At 60.5% G+C, this 21,283-nt stretch carries 16 protein-coding genes; 15 read left to right on the top strand and 1 reads right to left on the bottom strand.

Annotation, left to right across the window (positions count from 1 at the left end):
• The first annotated feature begins 14 nt into the window (after nt 1-14).
• From QMX93_RS09320 to QMX93_RS09250, 15 genes are all read left to right on the top strand, one after another.
• A complete protein-coding gene (locus QMX93_RS09320; protein WP_159811600.1) occupies nt 15-1,487 on the top strand; it encodes a cytosine permease in 1,473 nt (490 codons plus the stop codon).
• Nucleotides 1,488-1,557: 70 nt separating this feature from the next.
• Nucleotides 1,558-2,526, top strand: a complete 969-nt coding sequence (locus tag QMX93_RS09315) for an ABC transporter substrate-binding protein (RefSeq protein ID WP_282354967.1) — start codon at nt 1,558-1,560, stop codon at nt 2,524-2,526.
• A gap of 83 nt (nt 2,527-2,609) precedes the next feature.
• Entirely contained in the window at nt 2,610-3,461 is an 852-nt protein-coding gene (locus tag QMX93_RS09310; protein WP_008080600.1) for a proline/glycine betaine ABC transporter permease, read from the top strand.
• Nucleotides 3,458-4,288 carry a glycine betaine/L-proline ABC transporter ATP-binding protein gene (locus tag QMX93_RS09305; protein WP_053116617.1) on the top strand — a complete coding sequence of 277 codons (831 nt, stop codon included), beginning with the start codon at nt 3,458-3,460 and terminating at the stop codon, nt 4,286-4,288. The genes QMX93_RS09310 and QMX93_RS09305 overlap by 4 nt, the downstream gene beginning before the upstream one ends.
• A 182-nt stretch (nt 4,289-4,470) precedes the next feature.
• The gene (hutH, locus tag QMX93_RS09300; protein ID WP_282354965.1) at nt 4,471-5,994 is read left to right on the top strand and encodes a histidine ammonia-lyase; all 1,524 of its coding nucleotides are present in this window, start codon (nt 4,471-4,473) and stop codon (nt 5,992-5,994) included.
• A gap of 118 nt (nt 5,995-6,112) precedes the next feature.
• On the top strand, nt 6,113-7,645 hold the full coding sequence (hutH, locus tag QMX93_RS09295) for a histidine ammonia-lyase (RefSeq protein WP_053116619.1): 1,533 nt from the start codon (nt 6,113-6,115) through the stop codon (nt 7,643-7,645).
• 135 nt (nt 7,646-7,780) lie between these two features.
• A complete protein-coding gene (gene hutI, locus QMX93_RS09290) occupies nt 7,781-8,986 on the top strand; it encodes an imidazolonepropionase (protein WP_282354963.1) in 1,206 nt (401 codons plus the stop codon).
• A gap of 10 nt (nt 8,987-8,996) precedes the next feature.
• Nucleotides 8,997-9,800: an N-formylglutamate deformylase gene (hutG, locus tag QMX93_RS09285; RefSeq protein ID WP_282354961.1), complete on the top strand. Its 804-nt coding sequence runs from the start codon at nt 8,997-8,999 to the stop codon at nt 9,798-9,800.
• 252 nt (nt 9,801-10,052) lie between these two features.
• Complete coding sequence (gene pip / locus QMX93_RS09280; RefSeq protein ID WP_053116622.1) at nt 10,053-11,024, top strand: prolyl aminopeptidase; 972 nt, start codon at nt 10,053-10,055, stop codon at nt 11,022-11,024.
• Complete coding sequence (gene dtd, locus QMX93_RS09275) at nt 11,021-11,458, top strand: D-aminoacyl-tRNA deacylase (RefSeq protein WP_159811605.1); 438 nt, start codon at nt 11,021-11,023, stop codon at nt 11,456-11,458. The genes pip and dtd overlap by 4 nt, the downstream gene beginning before the upstream one ends.
• A 366-nt stretch (nt 11,459-11,824) precedes the next feature.
• Entirely contained in the window at nt 11,825-13,603 is a 1,779-nt protein-coding gene (locus QMX93_RS09270) for a glucan biosynthesis protein G (protein ID WP_178124148.1), read from the top strand.
• Nucleotides 13,596-16,166, top strand: coding sequence for a glucans biosynthesis glucosyltransferase MdoH (mdoH, locus tag QMX93_RS09265; RefSeq protein WP_053116624.1), 2,571 nt, complete (start codon nt 13,596-13,598; stop codon nt 16,164-16,166). Before QMX93_RS09270 ends, mdoH begins: the two co-directional genes overlap by 8 nt.
• A gap of 237 nt (nt 16,167-16,403) precedes the next feature.
• Nucleotides 16,404-17,201, top strand: coding sequence for a transporter substrate-binding domain-containing protein (locus QMX93_RS09260; RefSeq protein ID WP_282354947.1), 798 nt, complete (start codon nt 16,404-16,406; stop codon nt 17,199-17,201).
• Between the two features lie 138 nt (nt 17,202-17,339).
• Nucleotides 17,340-18,299 (top strand): amino acid ABC transporter permease, encoded by a 960-nt coding sequence (locus QMX93_RS09255; RefSeq protein WP_053116625.1) that lies wholly within the window; start codon nt 17,340-17,342, stop codon nt 18,297-18,299.
• Nucleotides 18,292-19,026 (top strand): amino acid ABC transporter ATP-binding protein, encoded by a 735-nt coding sequence (locus QMX93_RS09250; RefSeq protein WP_064117071.1) that lies wholly within the window; start codon nt 18,292-18,294, stop codon nt 19,024-19,026. The genes QMX93_RS09255 and QMX93_RS09250 overlap by 8 nt, the downstream gene beginning before the upstream one ends.
• Nucleotides 19,027-19,149: 123 nt before the next feature.
• Here the strand turns inward: QMX93_RS09250 and QMX93_RS09245 are convergent, their stop codons facing one another.
• Entirely contained in the window at nt 19,150-21,066 is a 1,917-nt protein-coding gene (locus QMX93_RS09245) for a methyl-accepting chemotaxis protein (protein ID WP_282354934.1), read from the bottom strand.
• Nucleotides 21,067-21,283 lie beyond the last annotated feature (217 nt).

The following is a 21,283-nucleotide window of genomic DNA, read 5'->3' as shown; positions in this document are numbered from 1 at the left end:
ACAGAGGTTGAATCATGGCTGTCAACACCGATCGTGCAAGCAACAAACCGTTGATCGAAAGGCGTTCGATCGACTACATCCCGGAAGCGGAAAGACACGGTCGTCTGTTCAGCCAATTCACTCTGTGGATGGGTGCCAACCTGCAAATCACCGCAATCGTCACCGGGGCTTTGGCCGTGGTGTTGGGCGGTGATGTGTTCTGGTCGCTGATCGGTCTGTTGATCGGTCAATTGCTCGGCGGTGGCGTGATGGCGCTGCATGCCGCGCAAGGGCCGAAACTCGGTCTGCCGCAGATGATCTCCAGCCGCGTGCAGTTTGGCGTGTATGGTGCGGCGATCCCGATCGTGCTGGTGTGCCTGATGTACCTGGGTTTCACCGCGACCGGCACCGTGCTTTCCGGTCAGGCGCTGGGCCAGTTATTTAACGTCAGCGACAGCGTCGGCATCCTGATTTTCGCCAGCGTGATCGTGGTGGTCACGGTGCTCGGTTATCGGGTGATCCACTGGATCGGCCGCGTTGCCAGTGTGATTGGCGTGATCGCTTTCGTGTTCCTGTTCTGGCGTCTGATGAGCCAGACCGACGTCGGCGCACTCCTGCAAATCCGTCATTTCAGCTGGAGCAGCTTCCTGCTCGCGGTGTCGCTCGCGGCCTCTTGGCAGATCGCGTTCGGCCCTTACGTGGCCGACTATTCCCGTTACCTGCCGAGCAACACCTCGGCGGTGAAAACCTTCTTTGCCGCCGGTGCCGGTTCAGTGGTCGGCGCGCAAGTGGCGATGATCCTCGGCGTGTTCGCGGCGGCTTCGGCCAACGGCCAGTTCGCCGGTCACGAAGTTGCCTACATCGTCGGCCTGGGCGGCACCGGAGCCACCGCTGCGCTGCTGTACTTCAGCATCGCATTCGGCAAGGTGACCATCTCGACGCTGAACTCCTACGGCAGCTTCATGTGCATCGCGACCATCATCAGTGGTTTCAAAGGCCACCTGACCGTTACGCGGATGCAGCGTCTGGTGTTCGTGCTGGTGATCGTTGGTGCGGCGACCTTGATCGCCTTGCTCGGTCAGCACTCGTTCCTCGGTGCCTTCAAGTCTTTCATCCTGTTCCTGCTCGCGTTCTTCACCCCTTGGAGCGCGATCAACCTGGTCGACTACTACTGCATCACCCGTGAGCGCTACGACGTGCCGGCGCTGGCCGATCCGAATGGCCGTTACGGTCGCTGGAACCTGCTCGGCATCAGCGTCTACGTGTTCGGTGTGCTGGTGCAGCTGCCGTTCATCTCCACCAAGTTCTACACCGGCCCGCTGGTGGCGGCCCTCGGTGATGTGGATATTTCCTGGATCATCGGTCTGGTGCTGCCGGCCGTCGTCTACTACGTGTGCGCGAAAAAATGGCACAGCGCAGTACCCGATCAACTGATTCTGCCGGTCGAGCAGAACAGCGTTGTACAACCTAAAACAAGCGGGGCCGGACGCGCTGCGGCGCAGGCCTGATTTGGACGTGGACAGGGCTGGATGCCTCTTGACTGCCGAAAGCCAATTCATGATTAGGAGCGTCACAACAATGAAATCGAACAAGACCCTGCTGACCACATTGCTGTCCATGGGCCTGCTGGCCAGTGCCGGTGCCACCCAGGCTGCGGGCTGGTGCGAGTCGGGCAAACCGGTGAAGTTTGCCGGCCTGAACTGGGAAAGCGGCATGCTGCTGACCGACGTGCTGCAAGTGGTGCTGGAGAAAGGTTACGACTGCAAGGTCGACAGCCTGCCGGGCAATTCCATCACCATGGAAAACGCCCTGAGCAGCAACGATATTCAAGTGTTCGCCGAAGAGTGGGTCGGCCGCAGCGAGGTCTGGAACAAGGCCGAGAAGGCCGGCAAGGTCGTCGGTGTCGGCGCACCTGTGGTGGGCGCTGTGGAAGGCTGGTACGTGCCGCGCTACGTGATCGAAGGCGACGCCAAACGCAAGCTGGAACCGAAAGCACCGGACCTGAAAAACATCGCCGATCTGGGCAAATACGCCGCCGTGTTCAAGGATCAGGAAGAGCCGTCCAAGGGCCGTTTCTACAACTGCCCGGCGGGCTGGACTTGTGAACTCGACAACAGCGAAATGCTGAAAAGCTACGGCCTCGAAAACAGCTACACCAACTTCCGCCCAGGCACCGGCCCGGCGCTGGATGCGGCAGTGCTGTCGAGCTACAAGCGTGGCGAGCCGATCCTGTTCTACTACTGGTCGCCAACCCCGCTGATGGGCCAGGTTGACCTGGTCAAACTCGAAGAAAAACCCGGCGTCGACAAGTCCGTGAGCATCAAGGTCGGTCTGTCGAAAACTTTCCACGACGAAGCCCCGGAACTGGTCGCCGTGCTGGAAAAGGTCAACCTGCCGATCGACCTGCTGAACCAGAACCTGGGTCGCATGGCCAAGGAACGCATGGAGTCGCCAAAACTGGCGAAAATCTTCCTCAAGGAACATCCTGAAGTCTGGCATGCGTGGGTCAGTGACGACGCAGCCAAGAAAATCGACGCGGCGCTGTAGGTCGATACCTCCCGGCCAACCGCGAGGCAGGCCGGGAGATATGCCGTAAACGCTTGATTGAGATTTCTGATTGAGAGCCGCTTATGTTTCCCGAGAGCTTTACCTTTTCCATCGCCGACTGGGTCAACGGTTGGGTCGATTCGCTGGTCACCAATTACGGTGATGTGTTCCGCCATATCTCCGACACCCTGCTGTGGGCCATCGTCAACCTCGAAGGCATGCTGCGCGCAGCGCCGTGGTGGCTGATGCTGGCGATCGTCGGTGTGATCGCCTGGCACGCCACGCGCAAAGTGGTGACCACTGCGGTCATCGTCGGTTTGTTGTTCCTCGTTGGCGCGGTCGGCCTGTGGGACAAACTCATGCAAACGCTGGCGCTGATGATGGTCGCGACGATCATTTCGGTGCTGATCGGCATCCCGCTGGGGATCCTTTCTGCGCGCAGCAATCGCCTGCGTTCGGTGCTGATGCCGCTGCTCGACATCATGCAAACCATGCCAAGTTTCGTGTACCTGATTCCGGTGCTGATGCTGTTCGGCCTGGGCAAGGTGCCGGCGATTTTCGCTACCGTTATCTATGCTGCGCCACCGCTGATTCGCCTGACTGATCTGGGCATCCGCCAGGTTGACGGCGAAGTGATGGAAGCGATCAACGCGTTCGGCGCCAACCGCTGGCAGCAACTGTTCGGCGTGCAACTGCCGCTGGCCCTGCCGAGCATCATGGCCGGGATCAACCAGACCACCATGATGGCCCTGTCGATGGTGGTGATCGCTTCGATGATCGGCGCCCGTGGTCTGGGTGAAGATGTGCTGGTGGGGATTCAGACCCTCAACGTCGGACGTGGTCTCGAGGCCGGTCTGGCGATCGTGATTCTCGCAGTGGTCATCGACCGCATTACTCAGGCGTACGGTCGGCCACGGCATGAGGTGAGCAAATGAGCAACGCAACCGTGAGCAAGATCGAAGTCAAAAACGTCTTCAAGATTTTCGGCAACCGCGCCAAGGATGCGCTGGCCATGGTCGGCCAGGGCAAGACCAAGGATCAGGTGCTGAGCGAAACCGGTTGCGTGGTCGGGGTAAACGACCTGTCGTTGAGCATCGGTACTGGCGAGATCTTCGTGATCATGGGCCTGTCCGGCTCCGGCAAGTCGACGTTAGTGCGTCACTTCAACCGGCTGATTGACCCAACCAGCGGCGCGATCCTTGTCGACGGCGTCGACATCCTGCAATACGACATGGAAGCCCTGCGTGAATTTCGTCGGCACAAGATCAGCATGGTGTTTCAGAGCTTCGGCCTGCTGCCGCACAAAACCGTACTCGACAACGTCGCCTACGGCTTGAAAGTGCGCGGCGAGAGCAAGCAAATGTGCGCAGAACGCGCGCTGCACTGGATCAACACCGTGGGCCTGAAGGGCTACGAAAACAAATACCCGCACCAGCTCTCCGGCGGCATGCGCCAGCGTGTTGGTCTGGCTCGGGCCTTGGCGGCAGACACCGACATCATCCTGATGGACGAAGCGTTCAGTGCGCTGGATCCGCTGATCCGCGCGGAGATGCAGGATCAGTTGCTCGAGCTGCAAAAGACGTTGCACAAGACCATCGTGTTTATCACCCACGACCTTGATGAGGCGGTGCGCATTGGTAACCGCATTGCGATTCTCAAGGATGGGCGGTTGATTCAGGTCGGCACGCCACGCGAGATTCTGCATTCGCCGGCGGATGAGTACGTTGACCGATTCGTTCAGCGGCGTGCGGCAGTAGTCTGAAATGGATTGCCCTTGTGGCGAGGGGATTTATCCCCGTTGGGTGGCGAAGCCGCCCCAAACACTGCATGCGGTGTGCCTGAAACATCCTGGCTGCAGGTTTTGGGGCTGCTGCGCAGCCCAACGGGGATAAATCCCCTCGCCACAGGGTTATCTGCATCAACAGAATTGGTATGAGGTTTTAGATGTCCCAGGCTGAAAAAATCGTTATCACCGGCAGTCCTCTGCGTTGGCAGGACGTGGTTGCTGTCGCCCGTCACGGCGCTCAACTCGAGCTGTCGAGCGACACCTGGACGCGCATCGAAAATGCCCAGGCCATCGTTCAGCGCATCGTCGAAAGTGGCGAGCGCGCCTATGGCGTCAACACCGGTCTGGGCGGTTTGTCCAACGTTTCCCTGCAAGACCAACAACTCAGCCAGCTCTCGCGCAACACTTTGCTCAGCCATGCCTGCGGCGTCGGCCCGGTACTCGCCGACGAGCAGACCCGCGCGATCATCTGCGCCGCGATTCACAACTACAGCCACGGCAAATCCGGGCTGCATCGCCGGGTCGTCGAAGGGCTGCTGGCGCTGCTCAATCGTGGCATCACCCCGCAAGTGCCGTCGCAAGGGTCAGTCGGCTATCTGACGCACATGGCGCACATCGGCATCACGCTGCTCGGCGTCGGCAACGTCAGCTATCGCGGGCAGATTATTTCCGCACAACAAGCATTGGCCGAAGAAGGTCTGCAACCGGTGCAACTCGGCGCGAAAGACGGTTTGTGCCTGGTCAACGGCACGCCGTGCATGACCGGCCTCAGCTGTCTGGCGATTGCCGATGCCAGGCGGCTGGTGCAGTGGGCCGACGTCATCGGTGCGATGAGTTTCGAAGCGCAGCGCGGTCAGATCGACGCCTTCGATGCCGAGATCATCGCGTTGAAACCGCACCCGGGTATGCAGCAGGTCGGCATCAATTTGCGCGCGTTGCTCGACGGCAGTGAAGTGATTGCGTCGAGCAAAGGCATTCGTACGCAGGATGCGCTGAGCATTCGTTCGATCCCGCAAGTACACGGCGCGGCGCGTGATCAACTCGACCATGCGATCAAACAGGTCGAAGCCGAACTCAACGGCTGCACCGACAACCCGTTGCTGCTCGGCACGCCGGATAATTTCCGGGTGATGTCGCAAGCCAATCCGCACGGCCAATCGGTGGCGATGGCGGCGGATTTGCTGGCGATTGCCATGGCTGAAATCGGCTCGATCGCCGAGCGTCGCCTCGATCGTCTGGTCAACCCGCATGTCAGTGGTCTGCCGGCATTTCTGGTGGCCAATCCGGGGGTGAACTCCGGGATGATGATCGTCCAGTACGTCGCTGCGTCGTTATGCGCGGAAAACCGTCAATTGGCGCAACCGGCGGTGCTCGACAACTACATCACTTCCGGCCTGCAGGAAGACCACTTGAGCATGGGCACCAACGCCGCGCTGAAGCTGCATCGCGCGCTGGAAAACTGCACGCAGATCCTCGCCATCGAATATCTGCTGGCGGCGCAGGCGTTTGAATTCCTCAAGGAACAACGCTTCGGCACCGGCACCGATGTCGCCTGGCGACTGCTGCGTGAAACCGTCCCGGCCTACGATCAGGATCGCTGGCTCGCCCCGGATATTGCCGCCGCCGCGAGCGTGTTGAAAAACCCGAATCTGCTGCACAACGTTCTATCGAATTTGCATTGAAAAACTACCCTGCCAGCGTGCCAAGGCGCCGGATGCCCACAAGGCTGAAAGCGACGGATAACGGAATGCTCCGGAGCGAATGGCAAGTTAATAACAAACTCTCAAAAGGAGCATTTAAATGACTGCGCTGAACCTGATTCCCGGCCAACTGAGCCTGGCCCAACTGCGTGACGTCTACCAGAACCCGGTCAAGCTGACGCTCGACAACAGCGCCTCGGCGCAGATCGAAGCCAGCGTCGCTTGCGTCGAGCAGATCCTCGCCGAGAACCGCACTGCCTACGGCATCAACACCGGTTTCGGCCTGCTGGCCTCGACGCGCATCGCCAGCGAAGACCTGGAAAACCTGCAGCGCTCGCTGGTGTTGTCCCACGCCGCCGGTGTTGGCGTGCCGATCAGCGATGAGTTGGTGCGTTTGGTCATGGTGCTCAAGGTCAACAGCCTCAGCCGTGGTTTCTCCGGCATTCGCCGCGTGGTGATCGATGCGCTGATCGCGTTGATCAACGCCGAGGTTTATCCGCACATTCCATTGAAAGGTTCGGTGGGTGCGTCGGGCGATCTGGCGCCGTTGGCGCACATGTCGCTGGTGCTGCTGGGCGAGGGCAAGGCGCGCTACAAAGGCGAGTGGATGGAAGCGGTTGAAGCGCTGAAAGTCGCGGGTCTGACGCCGCTGACGCTGGCAGCAAAAGAAGGCCTGGCGCTGCTCAACGGTACTCAGGTTTCCACCGCGTTCGCGCTGCGTGGGTTGTTTGAAGGTGAAGATTTGTTTGCCGGCGCGTTGGCGCTCGGCGGTCTGACGGTTGAAGCGGTATTGGGTTCGCGTTCGCCGTTCGATGCCCGCATTCATGCGGCGCGTGGCCAGAAAGGTCAGATCGATGCGGCTGCGGCTTATCGTGATCTGCTCGGTGAGCGCAGTGAAGTCTCCGACTCGCATCAGAATTGCGAGAAGGTTCAGGATCCGTACTCGCTGCGCTGCCAGCCGCAAGTCATGGGCGCCTGCCTGACCCAGTTCCGTCAGGCCGCTGAAGTGCTGGCGGTTGAAGCCAACGCGGTTTCCGATAACCCGTTGGTGTTTGCCGCTGAAGGTGACGTGATCTCTGGCGGTAACTTCCACGCCGAACCGGTGGCCATGGCCGCTGACAACATGGCGTTGGCCATTGCCGAAATCGGCTCGCTGAGCGAACGCCGCATCTCGCTGATGATGGACAAGCACATGTCGCAACTGCCGCCGTTCCTGGTGGCCAATGGCGGCGTGAATTCCGGCTTCATGATTGCGCAGGTGACCGCTGCGGCGCTGGCCAGCGAGAACAAAGCGTTGTCGCATCCGCATTCGGTGGACAGTCTGCCGACCTCGGCTAACCAAGAAGACCACGTTTCCATGGCACCGGCGGCGGGCAAGCGTCTGTGGGAAATGGCCGAAAACACCCGCGGGATTCTCGCGGTGGAATGGCTGGCGGCGGTGCAGGGGCTGGATCTGCGTAACGGTCTGAAGACCTCGGCGAAGCTGGAACAGGCGCGAGCGATTCTGCGTAAGGAAGTGCCGTTTTATGAGAAAGACCGGTTCTTTGCGCCAGATATCAATGCGGCGACTGAGTTGTTGGCTTCGCGCTGCCTGACCGAGCTGGTTCCGGCGAAGCTTTTGCCTAGTTTGTAATCCACCCACTGATCGTTCCCACGCTCCGCGTGGGAATGCAGCCCGTGACGCTCCGCGTCACTGGACGCAGAGCGTCCCTTGAGGCATTCCCACGCAGAGCGTGGGAACGATCACCAACCCCAACGGAGGCCAACAGTGAAAACCCTCTGGCAACACTGCCACGTCGCAACCATGGCGCATGGCGTCTACTCGATCATCGAGGATGCGGCCATCGTGACGTCCGGTGCGCACATCGAGTGGATCGGCCCGCGCAATCAACTGCCGTCCGGCGAATACCCGGCGGTCAATGATCTGCAAGGCGCGTGGGTCACCCCCGGCCTGATCGACTGCCACACGCACACGGTGTTCGGCGGCAACCGCAGCGGCGAATTTGAAAAGCGTCTGCAAGGCGTCAGCTACGCCGAAATCGCTGCGTCCGGCGGCGGCATCGCCAGCACCGTGCGCGCGACGCGTGAAGCGACGGAAGACGAGCTGTTCGCCAGCGCCGCCAAACGCCTGAAAAGCCTGATGCGCGACGGCGTGACCACGGTCGAAATGAAATCCGGCTACGGCCTCGATCTGGTCAACGAACGCAAAATCCTCCGGGTCATCCGTCGCCTCGAAAAACAGCTGCCGATCAGCGTGCGCAGCACCTGTCTGGCCGCCCACGCGCTGCCGCCGGAATACAAAGATCGCGCGGACGATTACATCGATCTGGTCTGCAACGAAATGCTCCCCGCGCTCGCCGCCGAAGGTCTGGTCGATGCCGTGGATGCGTTCTGCGAATACCTGGCCTTCTCGCCGGAGCAGGTCGAGCGCGTGTTTATCGCCGCGCAACAACTCGGTCTGCCGGTAAAGCTGCACGCCGAACAATTGTCCTCGCTGCACGGCTCCAGCCTCGCCGCGCGCTACAAGGCGTTGTCTGCCGATCACTTGGAGTTCATGGACGAGGCCGACGCCATCGCCATGGCCGAAGCCGATACCGTCGCCGTGCTGCTGCCGGGCGCGTTCTACTTTCTGCGCGAAACCCAGTTGCCGCCAATGGACGCCCTGCGCAAGCACAAGGTGAAAATCGCCATTGCCAGCGACCTCAACCCCGGCACTTCGCCGGCGCTGTCGTTGCGGCTGATGCTGAACATGGCCTGCACCTGTTTCCGCATGACCCCGGAAGAAGCCCTGGCCGGTGCGACGATTCATGCCGCGCAAGCACTGGGCATGGCCGACACTCACGGTTCGCTGGAAGTCGGCAAGGTTGCGGATTTCGTCGCCTGGCACATCGATCGTCCGGCGGATCTGGCCTATTGGCTCGGTGGTGATCTGGACAAACGCGTCGTCCGTCACGGCGTCGAATCAAGTCTGTAGGAGAGCGGTTGTGGATAAGGTTCTGAACTTCAAACAAGGTCGCGTGCCGCTGCTGATCAGCATGCCGCACGCTGGCGTGCGCCTGACGCCTGCGGTGGAAGCCGGGTTGATCTCTGACGCGAAAAGCCTGCCGGACACTGACTGGCACATTCCGCAGCTGTACGACTTTGCCGAGGAACTGGGCGCGAGCACGTTGGCGGCTGAGTATTCACGATTCGTCATCGATCTGAATCGACCGTCCGACGATAAGCCGCTATACGCCGGGGCGACCACCGGGCTGTATCCGGCGACGTTGTTCGATGGCATTGCGTTGTTCCGCGAAGGGCACGAACCGTCGAAGGAAGAACGCGCGACGTATCTGGAGCAGATCTGGACGCCGTATCACCGCACCCTGCAAGAAGAGCTGGCGCGATTGAAGGCCGAGTTCGGCTACGCGTTGCTGTTCGATGCGCACTCGATCCGTTCGATCATCCCGCACCTGTTCGACGGCAAGCTGCCGGACTTCAACCTCGGCACCTTCAACGGCGCCAGTTGTGATCCGCAACTGGCCAGTCAGCTCGAAGCAATCTGCGCCGGCCACAGCCACTACAGCCATGTGCTCAACGGCCGCTTCAAGGGCGGTCACATCACCCGGCATTACGGCAACCCGGCCGAGAACATCCACGCCGTGCAACTGGAGTTGTGCCAGAGCACGTACATGGAAGAGTTCGAACCGTTCCGCTATCGCGCCGACCTGGCCGAGCCGACGCAAGTCGTGCTCAAGAAACTGCTGCAGGGCTATCTGGCCTGGGCAAAGTCTCACTACACCGGCTGATCCATCCTTGTAGGAGCTGCCGAAGGCTGCGATCTTTTGATCGTTCCCACGCTCTGCGTGGGAATGCCTCTCGGGACGCTCCGCGTCCAGTGACGCGGAGCGTCACGGGCTGCATTCCCACGCAGAGCGTGGGAACGATCAACGATCAGGCTCCGGAGCATGCTCATTGACGTAAATCGGGTTTATGATGCCCAACGGCAGAATAATAGAAGTCCCCCCAAGGGATGACCTCGACCCCTTACGGAGCGCGCAATGCAGACTTTGTTTCCGCAGATCAAACCTCACGCCCGGCACGATCTGGCTGTCGATGACACCCACACGCTGTACGTCGACGAAAGCGGTTCACCCGAGGGTTTGCCGGTTGTGTTCATTCACGGTGGCCCCGGCGCCGGTTGCGACGCGCAGAGCCGGCGCTATTTCGATCCGAATCTGTATCGCATTGTCACTTTCGATCAGCGCGGTTGCGGTCGCTCCACGCCGCACGCCAGTCTGGAAAACAACACCACCTGGGATCTGGTCGCCGACCTTGAGCGCATCCGTAAACATCTGGGCATCGAAAAATGGGTGCTGTTCGGTGGCTCGTGGGGTTCGACGCTGGCACTGGCCTACGCGCAAACTCACCCGGAACGTGTTCATGGTCTGATCCTGCGTGGGATCTTTCTCTGCCGTCCGCAGGAAATCGAGTGGTTCTATCAGGCCGGTGCCAGCCGTCTGTTCCCCGATTACTGGCAGGACTACATCGCGCCGATCCCGCTGGACGAGCGCGACGACCTGCTCAGCGCTTTCCACAAACGCCTGATCGGCAACGACCAGATTGCGCAGATGCACGCGGCCAAAGCCTGGTCGACGTGGGAAGGGCGCACCGCGACCCTGCGGCCGAACCCGCTGGTGGTCGATCGTTTCTCCGAGCCGCAGCGCGCGCTGTCGATTGCACGGATCGAATGCCACTACTTCACCAACAACGCGTTCCTTGAGCCGAATCAGTTGATTCGCGACATGGGCAAGATCGCGCATTTGCCGGGCGTGATCATTCACGGTCGTTATGACGTGATTTGCCCGCTCGACAATGCCTGGGAACTGCATCAAGCCTGGCCGAACAGCGAATTGCAGGTGATCCGCGACGCCGGCCACGCCGCCTCCGAACCGGGCATCACCGATGCACTGGTGCGCGCGGCCGGCAACATGGCGCGACGCCTGCTCGACCTGCCGCCCGAAGAAGCATGAAGGGCCTTTTGCAGCGCGTCAGTCGCGCGCGGGTGGAAGTGGCGGGCGAGGTGGTAGGCGCGGTCGATCAAGGTTTGCTGGTGCTGGTGGCGGTCGAACCCGACGACACGCGTGCCAGCGCCGACAAACTTCTGCATAAGCTGCTTAACTATCGGGTATTCAGCGACGCCGAGGGCAAGATGAACTTGTCCCTGGCGGATGTTGGCGGCGGGTTGCTGCTGGTCTCTCAGTTCACCCTCGCAGCCGACACCAAGAGCGGGTTGCGCCCGGGTTTTTCCAGCGCAGCACCTCCGGCCCTGGGCGAGGAATTGTTCGACTATCTATTAGGCAAAGCGAAACAGATGCATGGCACTGTGGCATCAGGTAGATTCGGCGCGGATATGCAGGTGCACCTGGTCAATGATGGCCCGGTAACCTTCCTGTTACAGACCTGAAAGCGCTTGAAACATCTTTTTAAGGGCGTTTCGACTGAAAACAGGCATTTTTCGCGATAAATACTTGGTTACCCCCGATGCTTTGTCATGCGGGCTACTAGATAATCGCGCGCTACGGGGATCAGCGTTCGTTGGTCCGTTTTGACTTAGGTAGAGACTTGTCCGGAGCCGATTGGGGAATCATTTTGCCCCAGCGGAGTCGGAACAATGCTCGCCAACTTGGCAAGAGTGTTCTGGAAGGTCGGTTTTTCACTGCCGAAAACCCTACAGGCACTTCATCTGGCCGTTGGTTTATTGATCTGTTTTCGGCGAGGGTTGCTCGTGATTGTTAGTCCCTGTAATGCAGCAAAATTGTCTGCCAAACGCATGCGAAGTGCTCTGGTAGCGGGCTCGGCGCTCCTGTGCCTGCTCAGCGCCGGTCAGCTTTGGGCGTTCAATCTTGACGATGTATCGGCCAAGGCAAAAGAGCTGGCCGGGCAGAAGTTCGAAGCCCCGCGCAGCAACCTGCCGAACGAGTTCCGCGACATGAAGTTCGCGGACTATCAAAAAATTCGCTTCCTCACCGAAAAGGCTGAGTGGGCTGATCAGAAGACCCCGTTCAAGTTGTCCTTCTATCACCAGGGCATGCACTTCGACACGCCGGTCAAAATCAACGAAATCACGGCGAACACCGTCGAAGAGATCAAATACGATCCGACCCGCTTCGATTTCGGCGACCTGAAATTCGATCCTAAGGCCACTGAACAACTGGGTTATGCCGGTTTCCGTGTGCTGTACCCGATCAACAAGGCCGACAAGCAAGACGAAATCATGACCATGCTTGGCGCGAGCTACTTCCGCGTCGTCGGCAAGGGTCACACCTACGGTCTGTCGGCCCGTGGTCTGGCGATCGATACCGCATTGCCGTCTGGTGAAGAATTCCCGCGTTTCCGCGAGTTCTGGATTCAGCAGCCGAAGCCGGGCGACAAGCATCTGGTGATCTTCGCCTTGCTCGACTCGCCGCGCGCCACCGGTGCCTATCGTCTGATCCTGCGTCCGGGCAGCGACACCATTGTCGACGTCAAAGCGCAGATGTTCCTGCGTGACAAGGTCGGCAAACTGGGCATCGCACCGCTGACCAGCATGTTCCTGTTCGGCGCCAACCAGCCGTCGAAAGTCCTCAACTATCGTCGTGAACTGCACGACTCCAGCGGTCTGTCGATCCATGCCGGCAACGGCGAGTGGATCTGGCGTCCGCTGAACAACCCTAAACACCTGGCCGTGAGCAACTTCAGCGTCGAAAACCTGCGTGGTTTCGGTCTGCTGCAGCGTGGTCGCGACTTCAGCCACTACGAAGACCTCGACGATCGCTACGACAAGCGTCCAAGCGCCTGGATCGAGCCGAAGGGTGACTGGGGCAAAGGTACCGTTGATCTGGTAGAGATTCCGACCGCTGACGAAACCAACGACAACATCGTTGCGTTCTGGAGCCCGGAAAAAATGCCGGAGCCGGGCCAGCCGCTGGACTTCGCTTACCGCATGCACTGGACGATGGACGAAGCGGCGATTCACGCGCCGGACAGCGCCTGGGTCTCGCAGACTCTGCGTTCGACCGGTGACGTCAAGCAATCGAACCTGATCCGTCAGCCGGATGGCAGCGTTGCTTACCTGGTCGATTTCGAAGGTCCATCGCTGGCGGCCCTGGCCCCGGACGCTGACGTTCGCAGTCAGGTCAGCGTCGGCGACAACGCCGAACTGGTCGAGAACAGCGTCCGCTACAACCCGGAAACCAAGGGCTGGCGCTTGACCCTGCGGATGAAAATCAAAGACGCAGGCAAGTCGACCGAGATGCGTGCCGCACTGGTTCAGCCGGTGGTAACGGCTGATCTGGCCAAGTCGTCGGTACCGGCGTCCAACTCGTCCGTGGCCAAGGCCGACAAGGTTGCCGCCAAGCAACAAGAGAAAGAAGACAAGGAAGCCAAGGCAGCCGAGGCCAAACAGGCTCAACAGGCCGATGCCAAGCCCGCTGCAGATGCCAAGGACAAGGCCAACAAAGACGCCAAGCAGCCTGTAGCTGCGGACGCGGCCCCAGCCACACCGGAATCGGCGCCGACTGAAGAAGTCATCACCGAGACCTGGAGCTATCAGTTGCCTGCCGATGAGTAACTCTCAAGTACAGCCAGAGACTCTGTCCGAGTATCTGGCGCATCTGCCGATGACCGACGAGCAGCGCGCGGAACTCGCGGGCTGCCAGTCTTTCAGCGAGTTGCATGAACGCCTGTCGTCTTCGACGTTCGACGCCCCTGCCGAAGCCGCCCAGGCTTCGGTGGGCAAGCGCCTGACGCTGAGCACGGCTGAAGAGCTGGAAGAAGCGGAAATGCTGGTGCTCGACGCCAGCGGTCGGGTCAGCCTCAAGGCCACCCCGCCGATCCGCCGCACCAAGGTGGTTCCGGAGCCGTGGCGCACCAATATTCTGGTGCGTGGCTGGCGCCGTCTGACCGGTCGCACCAACCCGCCACAGCCGCCGAAGGACGAAAACGTTCTGCCGGCGGCGCGCTGGCGCACCGTTGGTTCGATCCGTCGCTATATTCTGCTGGTGCTGATGCTCGGCCAGACCATCGTCGCTGGCTGGTACATGAAAGGCATCATGCCGTACCAGGGCTGGTCGTTCGTCGATCTCGACGAAGTCCTGCACCAGCCGCTGCTGCAAACCGCCACGCAAGTGCTGCCGTATGCGCTGCAAACCAGCATCCTGATTCTCTTCGGGATTCTGTTCTGCTGGGTGTCGGCCGGTTTCTGGACGGCGCTGATGGGCTTCCTCGAGTTGCTCACCGGTCACGATAAATACCGTATCTCCGGCAAAAGCGCCGGCAACGAGCCGATTGCCAAAGATGCTCGTACCGCGTTGGTAATGCCGATCTGCAACGAAGACGTACCGCGCGTATTCGCCGGTCTGCGTGCTACGTTCGAATCGGTCGCGGCTACCGGTGATCTCGATCGCTTCGACTTCTTCGTCCTCAGCGACAGTAACGACACCGATATCTGTGTCGCCGAGCAACAGGCCTGGCTGGACGTCTGTCGCGAAGCCAAAGGCTTCGGCAAGATCTTCTATCGCCGCCGTCGCCGTCGGGTGAAGCGCAAGAGCGGCAACCTCGACGACTTCTGCCGTCGTTGGGGCGGTGACTACAAGTACATGGTCGTGCTCGACGCCGACTCGGTGATGAGCGGCGAGTGCCTGACCAGTCTGGTGCGCTTGATGGAAGCCACGCCGGACGCCGGGATCATCCAGACCGCGCCGCGTGCGTCGGGCATGGACACCCTGTATGCGCGCATGCAGCAGTTTGCGACCCGCGTATATGGCCCGCTGTTTACCGCCGGTCTGCACTTCTGGCAGTTGGGTGAATCCCACTATTGGGGTCACAACGCGATCATCCGCATGAAGCCGTTTATCGACCACTGCGCCTTGGCGCCGTTGCCAGGTAAAGGGGCGTTCTCCGGTGCGATTCTGTCTCACGACTTCGTTGAAGCCGCGCTGATGCGCCGTGCCGGTTGGGGCGTGTGGATTGCCTACGACTTGCCGGGCAGCTACGAAGAACTGCCACCGAACCTGCTCGACGAACTCAAGCGTGACCGTCGCTGGTGCCACGGCAACCTGATGAACTTCCGTCTGTTCCTGGTCAAAGGCATGCACCCGGTGCACCGCGCGGTGTTCCTGACGGGCGTGATGTCGTACCTGTCGGCGCCGTTGTGGTTCTTCTTCCTGGTGTTGTCGACCGCGCTGTTGGCGGTGAACACGCTGATGGAACCGCAGTACTTCCTCGAACCGCGTCAGCTCTATCCGCTGTGGCCACAATGGCACCCGGACAAGGCGATTGCGCTGTTCTCGACGACCATCGTGCTGCTGTTCCTGCCGAAACTGTTGAGCATCATCCTGATCTGGGCCAAAGGCGCGAAAGAGTTCGGCGGCAAGTTCAAGGTGACCCTGTCGATGCTGCTGGAGATGTTGTTCTCCATGCTGCTGGCGCCGGTGCGGATGATTTTCCACACGCGTTTCGTTCTGGCCGCGTTCCTCGGCTGGGCCGCGACCTGGAACTCGCCGCAACGTGACGACGACTCGACGCCTTGGAGCGAGGCGGTCAAACGCCACGGCCCGCAGACCCTGCTGGGTTTCTGCTGGGCGCTGCTGGTGATCTGGCTGAACCCGAGCTTCCTCTGGTGGCTGGTGCCGATCGTCGGTTCGCTGATGCTGTCGATCCCGGTGTCGGTGATTTCCAGCCGTGTCGGTCTGGGCCTGAAGTCCCGTGACGAGAGCCTGTTCCTCATCCCTGAGGAATACAATCCGCCACAGGCGCTGCTGGCGACTGATCAGTACACCCACGAAAACCGTTACCACGCGCTCAACGACGGCTTCGTCCGCGCGGTGGTCGATCCGCAGCAGAACGCTTTGGCGTGCTCGCTGGCGACTTCCCGTCACGGTCAGGCCGAACCGATCGAATGGCTGCGTCAGGAACGTGTGCGTCACGCGCTGAAGGTTGGCCCTGCCGGGTTGAACAACCATGATCGTCTGCAATTGCTGAGCGATCCTGTTGCCCTGGCGCGTTTGCATGAGCAGGTCTGGGCGGAAGGTCACGCTGAGTGGCTGGACGCATGGCGCGCTTCGGTGAAAGCCGATCCGCATGCGCCGTTGTTGCCATTGCAACCGGTGAGCCTGCAAGCGCAACCGGCCTGATAAAAAGATCGCAGCCTTCGGCAGCTCCTACAGGATTATGTGAACACCTGTAGGAGCTGCCGGAGGCTGCGATCTTTTGCTTTTTAATCCCTCCCCGTAACAACAATTCCCGGCAAAAAGCCTTGTGCAAACGGACGAGTGCGTTAGCATCCGTCCCCGAATTGGCGCGCCCGGGCTTTTTTGCCTGTTTCTGTCGGTTTTTCGCGCCGCACACGCAATGGTTTTGGGGACTTGAAGATGAAGAAGTATCTGTCGATGCTGCTGGTCGGCGTCACGGCACTGGTTGCAGCCAATGCGGCGCAGGCTGGCGCAATCGATGACGCGGTCAAGCGTGGCACGTTGAAAGTCGGTATGGATCCGACCTACATGCCGTTCGAAATGACCAACAAGCGCGGCGAAATCATCGGCTTCGAAGTCGACATTCTCAAAGCCATGTCCAAAGCCATGGGCGTCAAGCTGGAGCTGGTTTCCACCGGCTACGACGGCATCATCCCGGCGCTGATGACCGACAAGTTCGACATGATCGGCAGCGGCATGACCCTGACCCAGGAACGCAACCTGCGCCTGAACTTCAGCGAACCGTTCATCGTGGTCGGCCAGACCCTGCTGATCCGCAAAGAGCTGGAAGGCACCATCAAGTCCTATAAAGACCTGAACACCGCTGACTACCGCATCACCTCCAAGCTCGGCACCACCGGCGAGATGGTTGCCAAGAAGCTGATCTCCAAAGCCAAGTACCACGGCTATGACAACGAGCAAGAAGCCGTGCTCGACGTGGTCAACGGCAAGGCTGACGCCTTCATCTACGACGCCCCGTACAACGTGGTCGCGGTGACCAAGGTCGGCGCCGGCAAACTGGTGTTCCTCGACAAGCCGTTCACCTACGAGCCTTTGGCGTTTGGTCTGAAGAAGGGCGATCACGACAGCCTCAACTTCATCAATAACTTCCTGCACCAGATCCACGAAGACGGCACCTACGATCGCATCCATGACAAGTGGTTCAAGAGCACCGAGTGGCTCAAGGACATGGAATAACGCGCATCCGCTGATCGTTCCCACGCTCTGCGTGGGAACGCATCCTGTGACGCTCCGCGTCACGATCAGTCAGGGACGCAGAGCGTCCCGAGCGGCATTCCCACGCAGAGCGTGGGAACGATCATCCGAGAACCTGCAATGAAACAGAAAAAAGCCCAATGGCCCTGGCACGTCCTCACCGTGCTGGTGCTGGTCGGCCTGGCCGGCGCGTTGTATTACGCGACGTCGCTGATGTCCTACGAATGGCGCTGGAACCGTGTGCCGCAGTACTTCGCCTATCAGGCCGAAGAAACCCAGCGCGCCGCTGACATTTCCACGGTCACCGAACTCGTGCGCAAGGGCAGCAGCGCGCAGGTCACCCTGCGCAACGACGCTGGTGACGAGCAACACCTGACTGTCGACGAGAACAGCCTGCAATTCGCTCAGGGCGACGATGTGGCCGAAGGTGACGTCGTGGGTGTCACTCGCCATTGGGCGGCAGGGCCGCTGTTGTGGGGGCTGTGGACGACGCTTTGGCTGTCGGTAGTGTCCGGGATTCTCGGGTTGCTCATTGGTCTGGTCACCGGCCTGTGCCGTCTGTCGAACAACCCGACCTTGCGCGACCTCTCGACCATCTACGTCGAACTGGTACGCGGCACGCCGCTGTTGGTGCAGATCTTCATTTTCTACTTCTTCATCGGCACGGTGATGAACCTCTCCCGCGAGTTCGCCGGGATCGCTGCGCTGTCGCTGTTCACCGGCGCCTATGTGGCCGAGATCATTCGTTCCGGTGTGCAATCGATCGCCCGTGGCCAGAACGAAGCGGCACGCTCGCTTGGTCTGAGTGCCGGTCAGTCGATGCGCCATGTGGTGTTGCCGCAAGCGCTGAAACGCGTACTGCCACCGCTGGCCGGGCAATTCATCAGTCTGGTCAAAGACACCTCGCTGGTGTCGGTGATCGCCATCACCGAGCTGCTGAAAAGCGGCCGTGAAGTCATCACCACCTCGTTCTCGCCGTTCGAAATTCTGTTCTGCGTCGCCGGCCTGTATCTGTTGATCAACCTGCCGCTGTCGAAAATCGCCAGCCGGCTTGAGCGGAGGCTCGCGCAAAGTGATTGAAGTCCGCGAACTGGTAAAAGTCTTCGACACCCGTGGGCAAGTGGTGCGCGCGGTGGATAACGTCAGCACCACGGTCGCCAAGGGCGAAGTGCTGGTGGTGATCGGCCCGTCGGGTTCCGGCAAGTCGACCTTCCTGCGTTGCCTCAATGGCCTGGAGGAATTTGACTCGGGCTCGGTGAGCATCGACGGCCTGCAACTGGCCGACCCGAAAACCGACGTCAACGCCTACCGCCGCGAAGTCGGCATGGTCTTTCAGCATTTCAACCTGTTCCCGCACATGACCGTGCTGGAAAACCTCTGTCTGGCGCAGAAAGTCGTGCGCAAGCGCGGCAAGAAAGAGCGCGAAGCCAAGGCGATGGAGTTGCTGCAAAAGGTCGGAATTGCACAGAAGGCCAACGAGTTTCCGTCGCGCCTGTCCGGCGGTCAGCAACAGCGCGTGGCAATTGCCCGGGCGCTGGCGATGGAGCCGAAGGTGATGTTGTTCGATGAACCGACTTCGGCGCTTGATCCGGAAATGGTTGGCGAAGTGCTGGATGTGATGAAGAACCTGGCCGTGGAAGGCATGACCATGGTCTGCGTGACCCACGAGATGGGTTTTGCTCGGGAAGTGGCGGATCGCGTGTTGTTCTTCGATCACGGCAAACTGCTGGAAGATGCCGCGCCAGCGGAGTTCTTTGATGCGCCGAAGGATCCGCGCGCCCAGGCCTTTCTGCGTCAGGTCTTGTAGTAACTGATCGTTCCCACGCTCCGCGTGGGAATGCCGCCCGGGACGCTCCGCGTCCCTTTCATGCATGACGCGGAGCGTCACAGGATGCATTCCCACGCAGAGCGTGGGAACGATCTGTGGGGCTTATACCTTGAAGCGCCCGACCAGCATCTGCAGATGTGTCCCCAACCGCGCCAGCTCAACGCTGGACGCCGCGGTTTCTTCACTCGCCGCCGACGTCTGATCCGACACGTCCCGCACATTCAGCACGCTACGGTTGATCTCCTCCGCCACCGCGCTCTGCTGCTCGGCCGCCGCCGCAATCTGCTGGTTCATCGCCTGAATCGCCGACACCGTGCGCGTAATGCTTTCCAGCGAACCACCGGCACGACGGGTCAGCTCGACGCTGCTGTCGGTCAGGGTGCGGCTGTTGTCCATGATCGTCGCCACTTGCTGAGTGCCGTTTTGCAGGCCGACGATCAGCTCTTCGATCTCTTCGGTGGACTTCTGCGTGCGCTGCGCCAGGCTGCGCACTTCATCGGCAACCACGGCAAAACCACGTCCGGCTTCACCGGCACGCGCTGCTTCGATGGCCGCGTTAAGGGCCAGCAGGTTGGTTTGCTGGGCCACGGATTTGATCACGTCGAGGACGCTGCCAATCTTGTCGCTTTCGCGCTTGAGCTCGCCCATGGCTTCGGTGGAGTGACCGACTTCAACCGCCAGACGCTCGATCTGTGCGATGGCTTCGCCAACGACTTTGTCGCCTTCGCGGGCCTGTTGGTCAGCGGCGACGGCGGCTTCGGAGGCTTCCTCGGCGTTGCGCGCGACTTCCTGCACGGTGGCGGCCATTTCGTTCATGGCGGTGGCGACCTGGTCGGTCTCGATCTTCTGATTGTTGACCCCGGCGCTGGTTTGCTCAGTCACGGCCGACAGTTCTTCAGCGGCGCTGGCGATCTGGGTGACGCCGTCGCTGATCCCGCCGATCAGCTCGCGCAGGCCTTGGGTCATGCTCTGCATCGAGCGTTGCAGTTGGCCGAGTTCGTCGCGGCGCTGCGAGACCAGATTGTGGGTCAGGTCGCCCGCGGCCACGCGCTCGGCGACTTTCAGGGTCTGGTTCAGCGGGATGATGATCTGGCGGGTGATCGCCCACGCGGCCAGCAAGCCGAAAGCGATGGCGAGCAGGGTGGCGATGATCAGCATGTTTTTCGCGTGTGCGGCGTCGGTGTCACGCACCACGGTCTGGGAAATGGTCAGTTTTTTACTGGCATCGAGGAGGATATCGCCCTGGGCTGCCATGCGAGCAACGGCGTTACCGCTGGCGGTTTGCGCGTCGCGGAACTGGCCGACGGCGGCGCGATAGGCCTTCATCGACTCGGCGGCTTGCTGCAGGTTGGCAGCGAACTGTTCCGGCAGTTTCGACGGCAGGCTCTCAAGGGATTTCAAAGCATTTTCGATGGCGTCGAGCGCGGGTTGCTCGGCATCGGCCTTGCCGCTGTAGGTGTAACCGCGGACTTGATAGCGCGCCTGTTGCAGCAGCTTGCTCAGGTCTACCACGCTGTTGAATTGCGCGATGCTTTCACTTTGCAGCAGGCCCTTTTCAACTTCCGAGACTTTGGCCACGGCGTTGTCGGCATTCGCGCCGAGTTTGCTGCGCGCGTCTTCGCGGTGCGTGGTCGCCTGGATCATGTCGGCGAAAGCACGTTTGTACTCGGCGACGGCAGCCAGTTGCTGGTCGACCATGGCGATGTCGGCCGGTTGTTCGATCAGCGTACGCGCGGTTTGCAGGCCGCTGTCGAGTTTGCCGAGCATGTCGTTGACCGCGCCCGGGCCTTGTTCGCCACGGCGTGAATCGTAGTCGACGCGGGCCAGACGCAGATCCTTGCTGTACTCATTGAGGCTGGAAATAAACCCGAGCTTGTCGCCCCGGCTGATGATGCCGCTCATGCCGGACCAGCCGGTGAAGGTGATCAACAGCGTCAGCAAAAGCACCAGACCGAAGCCGATACCCAGCTTGCGTTTGACGCTGACATTCCCAAGATTCTCGGCTAACCAACGGTACATGCGACAACTCCCCCGACCCACAATTGGACTTATGGGGAGCGTATCGGCCGGGTGATGGCAATCTGTAACACCATTTGTCCGGGAAGGCCCTGCGCTCTGGATCTGCTGACCTGCCGATTGCCGACCTGCTGATCCGCTGATCCGCTGATCCCGCTGATCTGTAGGAGCTGTCGAGTGAAACGAGGCTGCGATCTTTTGATCTTGCTTATAAAAAAAC

Source organism: Pseudomonas sp. PS01303, assembly GCF_029959385.1.
Taxonomy (GTDB): Bacteria; Pseudomonadota; Gammaproteobacteria; order Pseudomonadales; family Pseudomonadaceae; genus Aquipseudomonas; species Aquipseudomonas rustica.
The sequence above is the reverse complement of the archived record's forward strand: the minus strand, read 5'-3'. Positions and strand labels throughout refer to the sequence as shown.